The 12,217-nt window shown below is 68.3% G+C and carries 10 protein-coding genes; 4 read left to right on the top strand and 6 right to left on the bottom strand.

What is annotated here, in order from left to right; all coding sequences use genetic code 11:
• Window positions 1-361: 361 nt before the first annotated feature.
• From Atro_RS19320 to Atro_RS19305, 4 genes are all read left to right on the top strand, one after another.
• Window positions 362-1,642 (top strand): OprD family porin, encoded by a 1,281-nt coding sequence (locus Atro_RS19320; protein WP_497924884.1) that lies wholly within the window; start codon window positions 362-364, stop codon window positions 1,640-1,642.
• A gap of 440 nt (window positions 1,643-2,082) precedes the next feature.
• Window positions 2,083-3,351 (top strand): OprD family porin, encoded by a 1,269-nt coding sequence (locus Atro_RS19315; protein WP_497924882.1) that lies wholly within the window; start codon window positions 2,083-2,085, stop codon window positions 3,349-3,351.
• Between the two features lie 219 nt (window positions 3,352-3,570).
• On the top strand, window positions 3,571-5,280 hold the full coding sequence (locus Atro_RS19310; protein ID WP_497924880.1) for an FAD-dependent oxidoreductase: 1,710 nt from the start codon (window positions 3,571-3,573) through the stop codon (window positions 5,278-5,280).
• A gap of 17 nt (window positions 5,281-5,297) precedes the next feature.
• Window positions 5,298-6,131, top strand: a complete 834-nt coding sequence (locus Atro_RS19305; RefSeq protein WP_497924879.1) for an aldo/keto reductase — start codon at window positions 5,298-5,300, stop codon at window positions 6,129-6,131.
• A gap of 130 nt (window positions 6,132-6,261) precedes the next feature.
• Here Atro_RS19305 and pcaC read toward each other — a convergent pair whose 3' ends face one another.
• The 6 genes from pcaC to Atro_RS19275 form a co-directional block, all read right to left on the bottom strand.
• Window positions 6,262-6,654: a 4-carboxymuconolactone decarboxylase gene (gene pcaC, locus Atro_RS19300; protein WP_089168853.1), complete on the bottom strand. Its 393-nt coding sequence runs from the start codon at window positions 6,652-6,654 to the stop codon at window positions 6,262-6,264.
• A 160-nt stretch (window positions 6,655-6,814) separates the two neighbouring features.
• Window positions 6,815-7,603 carry a 3-oxoadipate enol-lactonase gene (pcaD, locus tag Atro_RS19295; RefSeq protein ID WP_497924877.1) on the bottom strand — a complete coding sequence of 263 codons (789 nt, stop codon included), beginning with the start codon at window positions 7,601-7,603 and terminating at the stop codon, window positions 6,815-6,817.
• Window positions 7,604-7,613: 10 nt separating this feature from the next.
• Window positions 7,614-8,966 carry a 3-carboxy-cis,cis-muconate cycloisomerase gene (locus Atro_RS19290; protein WP_497924875.1) on the bottom strand — a complete coding sequence of 451 codons (1,353 nt, stop codon included), beginning with the start codon at window positions 8,964-8,966 and terminating at the stop codon, window positions 7,614-7,616.
• A 209-nt stretch (window positions 8,967-9,175) separates the two neighbouring features.
• On the bottom strand, window positions 9,176-10,381 hold the full coding sequence (gene pcaF, locus Atro_RS19285; RefSeq protein ID WP_497924873.1) for a 3-oxoadipyl-CoA thiolase: 1,206 nt from the start codon (window positions 10,379-10,381) through the stop codon (window positions 9,176-9,178).
• Complete coding sequence (locus Atro_RS19280) at window positions 10,378-11,160, bottom strand: CoA-transferase subunit beta (RefSeq protein ID WP_497924871.1); 783 nt, start codon at window positions 11,158-11,160, stop codon at window positions 10,378-10,380. The genes pcaF and Atro_RS19280 overlap by 4 nt, the downstream gene beginning before the upstream one ends.
• Window positions 11,157-12,026: a CoA transferase subunit A gene (locus Atro_RS19275; protein ID WP_497924869.1), complete on the bottom strand. Its 870-nt coding sequence runs from the start codon at window positions 12,024-12,026 to the stop codon at window positions 11,157-11,159. The genes Atro_RS19280 and Atro_RS19275 overlap by 4 nt, the downstream gene beginning before the upstream one ends.
• Window positions 12,027-12,217: the final 191 nt, after the last annotated feature.

Below are 12,217 nucleotides of genomic sequence, written 5' to 3'. Positions count from 1 at the left end.
TTCGGGGCGAGCAACACAAATGTACCAAACGGTTAACTATTGGTGCGATTACCGCACCAAAGCCCTGCTCACCCGATTGACCCCCACGGGAGCGGGCGGCAACCATAAACGCCCACTTGGGAAGCATCCCGGGCCTCTTGATTCCAACAATAATTTCAAAAGGAATTCTTCGATGTCGTGCATTTCCGCCTTACCGCTCCTGCGCTGCCTCCGCTTCCCGGCGCATCCCCGCTGATCTGACTCGCTGTCGACGGTCGAGCTCCCAGCGACCCAGCCAATCCCCCGCTCTCTCCGCCGTTGCATGTCTGCATGTCTGGCCGGAGGGACAAGTCATGTCCTACAAAAACAACGGAGACCATCCATGACTTCACGCGACCTGCTGTCGACGGCGCGCAGTGGCGCAAGCCTGACCTTCGGCGCAATCCTGGCCCTGCCCCTCGCCGCGAACGCCGCAGGCTTCGTCGAAGACGCCACGGGCACCCTGACCCTGCGCAACTTCTTCATCAACCGCGACTTCAAGCACGACAACGCCACCCGCAGCAAGGCCGAGGAGTGGACCCAGAACTTCATCCTCGACTTCAAGTCCGGCTACACCCAGGGCCCGGTCGGCTTCGGCGTCGACGTGCTCGGCCTCTATTCGCAGAAGCTCGACGGCGGCAAGGGCACCGGCGGCACCCAGCTGCTGCCGCTCGACAAGGACGGCAAGCCCGCCGACAAGTTCGGCCGGATCGCCGTCTCCGGCAAGATGAAGCTCTCCGAAACCGAGCTGCGCGTCGGCGAGTGGTACCTGGTGCTGCCGATCCTGCGCGCCGACGACGGCCGCTCGCTGCCGCAGACCTTCGAGGGCACCATGCTCACCTCGAAGGACATCAAGAACCTGACCCTCTATGCCGGCCACATCACCGGCAACAGCCCGCGCGACGACGGCAGCATGGAGGACATGACGCTGTTCGGCACCAGCCCCTACACCAGCGACCGCAAATCCGACGACTTCGATTTCGGCGGCGCCGAATACGCCTTCAACGACAAGCGCACCACCGTCGGGCTCTGGTACGCGCGCCTGAAGGACATCTACAAGCAGCGCTACGTCCAGCTGCTGCACACCCAGCCGCTCGGCAAGGAATGGACCCTGGGCGCCAACATCGGTTACTTCGACGGCGAAGAGGACGGCGAGGCGCTGGAAGGCCATCTGGACAACAAGGTGCTGTCCGGACTGTTCTCCCTCAAGTACAACGCGCACACCTTCTACCTGGGCCTGCAACGGGTCAGCGGCGACAGCAAGTGGCTGCGGGTCAACGGCACCAGCGGCGGCACCCTGGCCAACGACAGTTACAACTCCAGCTACGACAACGCCCGCGAGCGCTCCTGGCAGCTGCGCTACGACTACAACTTCGCGGCCATCGGCGTGCCGGGGCTGACCTTCATGACCCGCTACATCCAAGGCCACAACGTGCACGTCGGCGCCGTCGACGACGGCGAGGAATGGGGCCGCGAGAGCGAGCTGGCCTACGTGGTGCAGAGCGGCGCGGCGAAGAACCTGATCCTGCGCTGGCGCAACAGCACCATGCGCCGCGACTGGGGCAGCAACAACCAGTTCAACGAACAACGCCTGATCGTCCAGTACCCGCTCTCGCTGTTCTGAACCGTCACTCTTTGCCTCTGCGAGAGTTTGACCCGCCTTCACGGCGGGTCTTTTTTTGGCGCATCCGGAATCGTTTCGAAGAGGAAACCCCTGGCGCACCGCCGCCGGGAAAACAGACGCCATCCACCGCACGGACAAAACGGCCACGGCCCCATACCGCCAATCGGCGCACAAGCCCTGAAAGTCTCGTGAAAGCCTGCTGAAAGCTTTTGTTACTAGCATCGCCACATCGCCCTCAGGAGCGCCCTGAAGGCCGACGCCCCAGCGCACGCGGGGCGCTTTCGATAACAACAACAAGACTTTCGAGGCCTCAGCCCCCATGTCCAGATCCAGCCAGCCCCGGCAGTAACCACAGCGCCGAAGCCCCCGACCATGCAGACGTCCGCCCTCGCGGAGGGATGCCCGCATGCCCGGAAATCACCTGTTCAGGAACAAGAATAATGAGAGTCACATCTGCCCGGCTCGTGAAGCCTTGCCGAATCGCGCTTCCCTGCGCGATCGCCGCCGCCCTTTCGTCCGGCCCGCTGCAGGCCGCCTTCTTTGAAGATGCCAAAGGCACGCTGAACCTGCGCAACTACTACCTGAATCGCGACTACGACCACGGCGCCACCCGCGGCAAGGCCGAGGAGTGGACGCAGAGCTTCATCCTGAACGTGCAATCGGGCTTCACCGAAGGCCCCGTCGGCTTTGGCATCGATCTGCTCGGGCTCTGGTCGGTCAAGCTCGACGGCGGCGGCGGCACCTACGGCACCCAGTTGTTGCCCACCCACGACGGCAACAAGCCGGCCGACGATTTCGGCCGCTTCGGCGTCGCCTTCAAGGCCCGTTACTCGAATACCGAGATCAAGGTCGGCGAATGGAACCCGGTGCTGCCCATCCTCAGTTCGGACGACGGACGCGGCCTGACGCAGACCTTCCAGGGCGGCATGCTCACCTCCAAGGACATCAAGAACGTGACGCTCTACGCCGGGCAGATGCGCCAGAACAGTCCGCGCAACGACGCCAGCATGCAGGACATGACCATCGACGGCATCAGCAGCCGCGGCACCTCCGACCGCTTCAACTTCGGCGGCGTCGAGTACAGCTTCAACGAAGGCCAGACCATGCTCAGCGCCTGGTTCGCGCAACTGGAGGACCTCTACAAGCAGCGCTACTTCGAGATCCGCCATACCCAGCCGCTGGGCAAGGACGTGTCGCTCAACGCCAAGCTGGGCCTCTTCGACGGCGAGGAAGACGGCCAGGCCCTCGCCGGCAATCTGGACAACAAGACCTTCTTCGGCCGCTTCGCCCTCAGGGCCGGCAGCAACACCTTCACCTTCGCCTACCAGAAACTCACCGGCAAGGACCGCTGGCTGCAGGTCAACGGCACCAGCGCCGACCCCCTGCCCAACGACGTCTATGCCGGCCCCTACAACAACCCCAAGGAAATCTCCTGGCAGATCCGCCACGACTACAACTTCGCCGGCCTCGGTATTCCCGGCATGACCTTCATGAGCCGCTACATCGACGGCAGGAACGTGCACCGGGACGGCGCGACCAACGGCGAGACCTGGAGCCGCGAGAACGAACTGGCCTACGTGTTCCAGAGCGGCTCGCTGAAGAACCTCACCGTCCGCCTGCGCAACTCCACCAAACGCGCCAACTGGGGCACCAACACCAGCTGGAACGAAAACCGCGTGGTCATCAATTATCCGCTCTCGCTGTTCTGAGTCGCCCTCTCCGGCCCGCCGGACAGGCGGGCCGGATTCCTGCCGGCCGCCGCACGGCGGCCATGTCTCCCGCCCATCCCCCATCGCACACCTCGGCAACCCGCATCCGGGCTTGGCGTGAACGCCGCCTAGCATTATTATTGGAACAAGATTCCAGAATCATAAAAACGCACAACCCGCCTGCCCTCACAGGGTGCCAGGCCTTCGGGAGAAGTCAGAATGCCCACGCCCCCGTCTGTCGAATGCGATCTGCTCGTCATAGGCTCCGGCGCCGCCGGTCTGTCGGCCGCGGTCACCGCCGCCTGGCATGGCCTGAAAGTCATCGTGGTGGAAAAGGAGCCGGTCTTCGGCGGCGCCACCGCTTGGTCCGGCGGCTGGATGTGGGTGCCCGGCAACCCGCTGGCCAGGCGCGCCGGCATCCACGAGGACCCCGAGCAGCCGCGTACCTATCTCAGGCACGAGCTGGGCGAGCGCTACGATGCGGCGCTGGTCGACGCCTTCCTCGACAACGGCCCGAACATGGTCGCCTTTTTCGAGAAGCACACCGCGCTGCAGTTCGTCGACGGCAACGGCATCCCCGACATCCACGGCGACAGCCCGGGCGCCGCCACCGGCGGCCACCAGGTGATCGCCGCGCCCTACAACGGGCGCAAGGTCGGACCGCTGCTGCGCCGCCTGCGCAAGACCATGCGCGAGACCTCCTTCATGGGCATGCCGATCATGGCCGGCCCGGATCTGGCGGCGTTCCTCAGCGTGACCCGTTCGCTGCGTTCCACCCTCCACGTCGGCAGGCGCTTCCTCCAGCACCTGTGGGACCTCGCCTTCCATGGCCGGGCCATGCAGCTGGTCAACGGCGTGGCGCTGGTCGCCCGCCTGGCCAAGTCCGCCGAAGACCTGGGCGTGCAACTGTGGGAAGCGGCGCCGGCCAAGCAGCTGATCGAGGAGAACGGCCAGGTCCGGGGCGCGGTGGTGGCCACCGCCCGCGGCGATGTCGCCATCCGCGCCAGGGCCGTGCTGCTCGCCGCCGGCGGCTTCCCCAACGACGTCGCCCGGCGCAAGGCGCTGTTCCCGCGCACGCCCACCGGCCGCGAGCATCTGGCGCTGCCGCCGGCCGCCTGCGAAGGCGACGGCATCCGCCTGGGCGAGGCCGCCGGCGGCCGGCTGGTCACCGACCTCGCCTCGCCGGTGGCCTGGGCGCCGGTGTCCCGCGTAGCGCACTGGGACGGCAGCTTCGGCCACTTCCCGCACATCATCGACCGCGCCAAGCCCGGCGTGATCGGCGTGCTGTCCGACGGCAAGCGCTTCGTCAACGAAGCCAACGGCTACTACGACTATGTCGCGGCCATGCTGGCCAGCGCGCCGGAAGGCCAGCCGGCGGCCTCCTGGCTGATCTGCGACCACCGCTTCCTGCGCCGCTACGGGCTCGGTTTCGCCCGCCCGTTCCCGGTGCCGCTGACCGGCGCACTGCGCTCCGGCTACCTGAAACGCGGCAAGACCCTCGAAGAGCTGGCCGAGGCCTGCGGCATCGACCCGGCCGGACTGGCCGCGACCGTCGACGCGTACAACCTGCAGGCCTACCAGGGCAAGGACCCGGCCTTCGGCAAGGGCTCGACCCCCTACAACCGCAAGCAGGGCGATCCCCTGCATACCGGCCCGAACCCCTGTCTCGCGCCGATCGTCAGCGCCCCCTTCTACGCCGTCAAGGTCGAGCCGGGCTGCTTCGGCACCTTCGCCGGCCTGAAGACCAACGCCCACGCCCAGGTGCTGGACGGCGACGGCGCGCCCATCGACGGGCTGTACGCGGCGGGCACCGACATGGCCAGCATCATGGGCGGCCACTACCCCTCCGGCGGCATCAACCTCGGCCCGGCGATGACCTTCGGCTATATCGCCGCGCGCCATGTCGCGGGCGCCGTCACTGCGGAATGACGACAGGAGAAGAACGCATGCAGAACATCGTCACCCACGACCGGCTGGTTCTGCCCAAACTGGGCCTCGGCACCTGGCCGATGCTCGGCGAGGAATGCGCCCGCGCCGTGCACAGCGCCCTGGAGCTGGGCTACCGGCATATCGACACGGCGGCCGCCTACGCGAACGAGGCGGCCGTGGGCCGGGCGCTGGAACAGTCGCCGGTGCCCCGCGAAGACGTGCACCTGACCACCAAGGTCTGGTGGGACCAGTTGCAGCCGGCGGCCATGCGCGCCTCGCTGGAGCGCAGCCTGGACGCCCTGCGCACCGACCGCGTCGACCTGTTCATGATCCACTGGCCGGGCAAGGACTGGGACCTGCCGCGCAGCATCGAAACCCTGGTCGCCCTGCGCGAGGAAGGCAGGGCTCGGCACATCGGCGTGGCCAACTTCCCGCTAGCACTGCTGCGCCGGACGGTCGAGGAACTGGGCGCGCCGCTCTCCGCCATCCAGGTGGAATACCACGTCCTGCTCGGCCAGCGGCAGCTGCTCGACTACGCCCGCCGGCACGGCATGGCGCTGATCGCCTACAGCCCGCTGGCCCGCAACCGCATTGCGGAAGTGGCGGAAATCCGCGCGATCGCTGCCAGGCACGGGGCCGAACCTGCGCAAATCGCCCTGAAATGGCTGCTCGACCAGCCCTCGGTCGCGGCCATTCCCAAGGCCGGCAGCGTCGCCAACCAGCGCATCAACCTCGGCGCGCTGGAGGTGACGCTGGACGACGAAGACCGCGCCCTGATCGATGCCCTGCCGAAGAACCAGCGCCTGGTCAGCCCCGAGTTCGCCCCCGAGTGGGATGCCTGCGACGCATAGCGCGTGACCACGGCGGATGCCGGGCGGAGTGAAGCCCGGCACCTCGCGTCAGCGCGAACGCGGCCTCAGCCCCGCCGACCGATCCTGCCGGCGCATGGCCGGCAGGAGGCGGATCGGCCGGTTCGGAGGCTCAGCCCAGCGATTCCACGCCCAGCTCGTCCCAGACCTCCTCGGCCAGGTGGAAGGTGGCGTTGGCCGCCGGAATGCCGCAGTAGATGGCACTCTGCATCAGCACTTCCTTGATCTCGTCGCGGGTCACGCCGTTGTTCTTCGCCGCGCGCAGGTGCAGCTTCAGCTCGCCCTCGCGGTTCATGCCGATCAGCATGGCGATGGTGATCAGGCTGCGGGTGTGGCGCGGCAGGCCCGGGCGGGTCCAGATGTCGCCCCAGGCATGCCGGGTGATCATTTCCTGGAATTCTTCGTTGAACGGCGTCAGGTTCTTCAGGCTGCGGTCGACGTGGGCGTCGCCGAGCACCGCGCGGCGCACCTGCATGCCGGCGTCGTAGCGTTCTTTCTCGTCCATTGCTGGCTCCGTGGAAGGTTCGGCCGGCTCGCCCATGGCAGCTGGCCTGATGATCATGGTGGCGGGCTTGGCCTTTCCGTAGGGTGGACAACGCGCGGAGCGCTTGTCCACCAAGGGCCACGGTGGGCAAGGCTGCGCCGTTGCCCACCCTACGTCTGACTTACTTCTTGAGGAACGCCAGCACCGCCCGGGTGAAGGCCTCGCCGGCCTCGACGTTGGACAGGTGCGCGGCATGGAACTCGACCCGCTCCGCCCCCTGGATGCACGCCTGCATGAAGCGGCCATTCTCCGGGGTGGTCACCGCGTCCTGGGTGCCGCAGACGATCAGCGTCGGCACGGCGACGGCGCCGAGCCGCTCGCGGAAGTCGGCATCGCGCACCGCCGCGCAGTTGGCGGCATAGCCCTCGGGCGAAGTCTGCGCCAGCATGCCGACGATCGGCTCGACCTTGCCCGGCTGGGCGGCGACGAACTCGGGGGTGAACCAGCGGGCGATGGAGGCGTCGCGCAGGTCGCGCATGGCCTGCGTGCCGCCCTTCTGCACGGTGTCGATGCGGGTGTTCCAGACCTCGTCGTTGGCGATCTTCGCCGCGGTGTTGCACAGCACCAGCTTGTGCAGGCGTTCGCCGGCGTTGACACCCAGCCACTGGCCGATCAGCCCGCCCATGGACAGGCCGCAGAAGGAAAACTTGCGGATGTCGAGGGCATCGGCCAGCGCCAGCACATCGCGGCCAAGCTGCTCGACGTTGTACGGTCCGTGGCTGACCACCGAGTGGCCGTGGCCGCGGGTGTCGTAGCGCAGCACGCGGAAATGCCCGGCGAAGGCCGGGATCTGCGCGTCCCACATGCGCAGGTCGGTGCCCAGCGAATTGGACAGCACCAGTACCGGCGCGCCCGCGGGGCCGTCGATCTGGTAGTTCAGGGCGCCATCGGCGAGTTGCACAGTCGGCATCTATGACTCCTTAGCAGTGGGTGGCGCGGTGTTCGGCCACGGCACGGGCGACCCAGCGCTGCGCCAGGCCGAGGTAATGGGACGGATCGAGCAGGCGGTCCAGTTCGGCGGCGGACAGCTCGCCGCTGACGTCGGCGTTGCCGCCGAGCACGGCACGCAGGTGACGCCCCTCGGCGACGGCCTGGCGGCAGCACTGCTCGACCAGATGATGGGCACGCTCGCGGCCCAGCCGCTGGGCCAGGGCGATGCTCACCGCCTCGGCGAGCACCAGGCCCCGGGTCAGGTCGAGGTTCTCACGCATGCGCACGGCGTCCACTTCCAGTCCCGGCAGCAGCAGGCGCGCCTGCTGCAGGGCGCCGGAAACCAGGCAGCACAGCTCGGGCAGGGTTTCCCACTCGGCATGCCAGAGGCCGAGGCTGCGCTCGTGCTCCTGGGGCATGGCCGACAGCATGGTGGCGACCAGCCCCGGCGCGCGGGTGGCGGCGCCGATCAGCACGGCGGCGCCGACCGGGTTGCGCTTGTGCGGCATGGTCGAGGAGCCGCCCTTGCCCGGCGCCGAGGGCTCGAACGCCTCGCCGACGTCGGTCTGCATCAGCAAGCTGAGGTCGCGGCCGAGCTTGCCGAGGGTGCCGGCGAGCAGGCCGAGCCAGCCGGCGAACTCGGCCAGACGGTCGCGCTGGGTGTGCCAAGGCTGCTCGGGCAGGGCCAGGTCCAGTTCGCGGGCCAGCGCCTCGGCCACCGGCAGGGCGTGTTCGCCCAGGGCGGCCAGGGTACCGGCGGCGCCGCCGAACTGCAGGACCAGGAGGCGCGGCTTCAACTCGGCCAGCCGCTGGCGCTGGCGGGTGAGCGCGCCGAGCAGGCCGGCGAGCTTCATGCCGAGGGTCACCGGGGTGGCGTGCTGCAGCCAAGTGCGCCCGGCCAGCGGGGTATCGGCGTGACGCTCGGCCTGGGCGGCGAGGTCCTCGGCCAGTTGCGCCAGCTCGGTTTCGAACAGCGCGACGGCGGCGCGCAGTTGCAGCACCAGGCCGCTGTCCATGGCGTCCTGGCTGGTCGCACCGAGGTGCACGTAGCGCTCTGCCTCGGCATCCACGGCGGCGATCTGCCGGCCGAGGGCCTTGACCAGCGGGATCGCCGAGTTGCCGGCGCTGGCGATGGCCGTGGCCAGAGCGGCGACATCGAAGCGCTCGGCCACGCAGGCGCCGGCGATCGGCGCCACGGCGGCCGCGGGAATCAGTCCGACCTTCGCCTCGGCCCGCGCCAGCGCGGCCTCGAAATCGAGCATGCCCTGCAGGCGCCCGCGGTCGGAAAACACCGCGCGCATCGGCGCGCTGGTGAAGTAGGCATCGAAGAGTTGGTTGCTCACGTCGATTCGTCCTGAAACAGAAAGCGATGGCGGTACGGCCCAGATTGGCAGCACGGCACGGGGGCGGCCCAGCCGTAGGGTGGATGGCCGAAGCCATCCACCATGGTGGACAAGCCTGCGGCGTTGTCCACCCTACTCCATTGCACCGTTGCAGTTTCGCAGGGCGGACAGTTGCGCAGCGTTCTCCACCATCGACAGGCCAAACCGGCTCAGACGCGCTCGATGGCCAACGCCAGGCCCTGGCCGACGCCGATGCACATGGTCGCCAGGCCCTTCTTGCCGCCGGACTTCTCCAGCTGGTGCAGGGCGGTCAGCACCAGGCGCGCGCCGCTCATGCCCAGCGGGTGGCCGAGGGCGATGGCGCCGCCGTTGGGGTTGACCCGCGCATCGTCGTCGGCGATGCCCAGCTCGCGCAGGCAGGCCAGTCCCTGGGCGGCGAAGGCTTCGTTCAGCTCGATCACGTCGAAGTCGGCGACCGCCAGGTTCAGGCGCTCGCAGAGCTTGCGCACCGCCGGCACCGGGCCGATGCCCATGACCCGCGGTTCCACGCCGGCGGCGGCCATGCCGAGCACCCTGGCGCGCGGCTTGAGGCCGTACTTGGCGACCGCTTCGGCGGAAGCCAGGATCATCGCGGCGGCGCCGTCGTTGATGCCTGAGGCGTTGCCGGCGGTGACGGTCTTGCCCTCGCCGTTGACCGGCTTGAGCTTGGCCAAAGCTTCGGGCGTGGTGTCCGGACGCGGATGCTCGTCGCTATCCACCACGGTATCGCCCTTCTTGCCCTTGATCACCACCGGGACGATTTCCTCGGCGTAGAAACCCTCGGCCTGGGCGCGACCGGCGCGCTGCTGGCTGCGCAGGGCGAAGGCGTCCTGGTCGGCGCGGGAGATGCCGTAGTCCTCGGCCACGTTGTCGGCGGTCTGCGGCATGGCCTCCACACCGTACTGGGCCTTCAGCAACGGGTTGATGAAGCGCCAGCCCATGGTGGTGTCTTCGATCTTCATGTTGCGCGACCAGGCGCCGTCGGCCTTGCCCATCACGAAGGGCGCGCGGCTCATCGACTCGACGCCGCCGGCGATGGCCAGCTCGATCTCGCCGCTGGCGATGGCGCGGAAGGCGGTGCCCACCGCGTCGAGCCCCGAGGCGCACAGACGGTTGAGGGTCACCCCCGGCACGCTCGGCGGCAGCCCGGCGAGCAGCAGCGCCATGCGCGCCACGTTGCGGTTGTCCTCGCCGGCCTGGTTGGCGCAGCCGTAGTACAGGTCGTCGATGGCCGCCGGATCGAGCTGCGGGTTGCGCGCCAGCAGGGCCTTGAGCGGAATCGCGCCCAAGTCGTCGGCGCGCACCGCGGCCAGCGCGCCGCCGAAGCGGCCGATGGGCGTGCGCACGGCGTCGCAGATGAAGACGTCGCGGCTCATTCCTCACCTCCGGCCTGGCCGTGGGCGGCGGCGGTGCGGGCCTCCAGCTCGCGCAGGGCGGTCAGTTCGGTCTCGTTCGGCGCCTCGGTGACCGCCACCTTATCGGCGAAGCGGATCGCCCAGCCGGTGTTCTCGACCACCTGCTCGCGGGTCACGCCCGGGTGCAGGGCGGTGACGACGAATTCGTGGGTGCCGGCTTCCGGCTCCATGATGCACAGGTCGGTGATGATCGCCACCGGACCGGCACCGGGCAGGCCGAGCTGCTTGCGGTGATCGCCGCCCTCGCCGTGACCGACCGAGGTGATGAAGGCCAGCTTGTCGACGAAGGTGCGGTGCGACTGCTTGAGGATGATCAGCACCTTCTTGGCGCTGCCGGCGATTTCCGGCGCGCCGCCGGCGCCCGGCAGGCGCACCTTGGGCTGGTGGTAGTCGCCGATCACCGTGGTGTTGATGTTGCCGAACTTGTCGACCTGGGCGGCGCCGAGGAAGCCGACGTCGATGCGCCCGCCCTGCAGCCAGTAGCGGAAGATCTCGCCGGTGGGCACCACGGTGTCGGCGGTCTCGGCCAGCTCGCCGTCGCCGATCGACAGCGGCAGCACCGAGGGCTTGGCGCCGATCGGGCCGGATTCGTAGATCAGCACCACGTCCGGGGCGTGGGTCAGGCGCGCCAGGTTGGCGGCCTTGGACGGCAGGCCGATGCCGACGAAGCAGACGCTGCCGTTGCCCAGGCGGCGGGCGGCGGCGACGGTCATCATTTCATTGGTGGAGTAAGTCATCATTTGGCCTCCTGGGCGGCCAGCTTGGCCTGCCCCATTTTTTCTTGAAAGCCGGAAAAGTCGGCGGTGCCGCGGATGAACGCATCGATCCAGGCGGTGAAGCTCTCGCGGCTGCGGGCGATCGGGTCCCAGTCCTGGTAGAAGCGGTTGTCGCGCTCGGAGTAGCCGTGGGCATAGGACGGATGGGCGCCGCCGGGCACCAGGCAGACTGCGCTCAGCGCCCAGGTCGGCAGGACGCAGGCGTTCATCGGCGCCTTGAGGTCGTCGACGATCTCCTCGACGGTGACGATGGCGCGTTTGGCGGCCAGCGCGGCTTCCTTCTGCACGCCGAGGATGCCCTGGATCAGCACGTTGCCCTTGCGGTCGGCCTTCTGCGCGTGGATCACGGTGACGTCCGGGCGCACCGAGGGCACCGCGGCCAGCACTTCGCCGGTGAACGGGCAGGTGACGCTCTTGATCACCGGGTTGACCTTCGGCAGGTCGGAGCCGGCGTAGGCGCGCAGCACCGCGAACGGCAGGCCGGAGGCGCCGGCCACGTAGGCGTTGGCCAGGTCGGCGTGGCTGTGCTCCTCGATCTCCAGCGGTTGCGGCCAGCCCTTCTCCACCGCGTCGCGCAGGCGATGCAGGGAGCCCACGCCGGGGTTGCCGCCCCAGGAGAAGATCAGCTTCCTGGCGCAGCCGGCGCCGATCAGCAGGTCGTAGACCAGGTCGGGGGTCATGCGCACCAGGGTCAAGTCTTTCTTGCCCTGGCGGATCAGCTCGTGGGCGGCGGCGGTGGGAATCAGGTGGGTGAAGCCTTCGAGGGCAACGGTGTCGCCGTCGTTGACGAAGCGCTGCACCGCTTCACGCAGGGTGATGATCTCGGCCATTTCGTACTTGCTCTTGTCGGGGATCGGCTGCGCCGGGGGCGGCGCGGTTTCGAGTCAAGTTACGGAGAAGGAAGGGGCGGAACAATCCGATAATCGCCAATCCGTTCGTTTATCGAACAGCTTGTGAGGCCACTATCGAACGAGCGGATCGCCGCTGGCATTGCCTGGCGGCCGACCGGGCGGAGGGCTGC

It is taken from the genome of Azotobacter tropicalis, from assembly GCF_059739045.1.
The sequence above is the reverse complement of the archived record's forward strand: the minus strand, read 5'-3'. Positions and strand labels throughout refer to the sequence as shown.

Excerpts from the sequence above, each read along its gene's own strand:
- Atro_RS19320 (WP_497924884.1), top strand. The coding sequence starts at position 362 with ATGACTTCACGCGACCTGCTGTCGACGGCGCGCAGTGGCGCAAGCCTG.
- Atro_RS19315 (WP_497924882.1), top strand. The coding sequence starts at position 2,083 with ATGAGAGTCACATCTGCCCGGCTCGTGAAGCCTTGCCGAATCGCGCTT.
- Atro_RS19310 (WP_497924880.1), top strand. The coding sequence starts at position 3,571 with ATGCCCACGCCCCCGTCTGTCGAATGCGATCTGCTCGTCATAGGCTCC.
- Atro_RS19305 (WP_497924879.1), top strand. The coding sequence starts at position 5,298 with ATGCAGAACATCGTCACCCACGACCGGCTGGTTCTGCCCAAACTGGGC.
- pcaC (WP_089168853.1), bottom strand. The coding sequence starts at position 6,654 with ATGGACGAGAAAGAACGCTACGACGCCGGCATGCAGGTGCGCCGCGCG.
- pcaD (WP_497924877.1), bottom strand. The coding sequence starts at position 7,603 with ATGCCGACTGTGCAACTCGCCGATGGCGCCCTGAACTACCAGATCGAC.
- pcaF (WP_497924873.1), bottom strand. The coding sequence starts at position 10,381 with ATGAGCCGCGACGTCTTCATCTGCGACGCCGTGCGCACGCCCATCGGC.
- Atro_RS19280 (WP_497924871.1), bottom strand. The coding sequence starts at position 11,160 with ATGATGACTTACTCCACCAATGAAATGATGACCGTCGCCGCCGCCCGC.
- Atro_RS19275 (WP_497924869.1), bottom strand. The coding sequence starts at position 12,026 with ATGGCCGAGATCATCACCCTGCGTGAAGCGGTGCAGCGCTTCGTCAAC.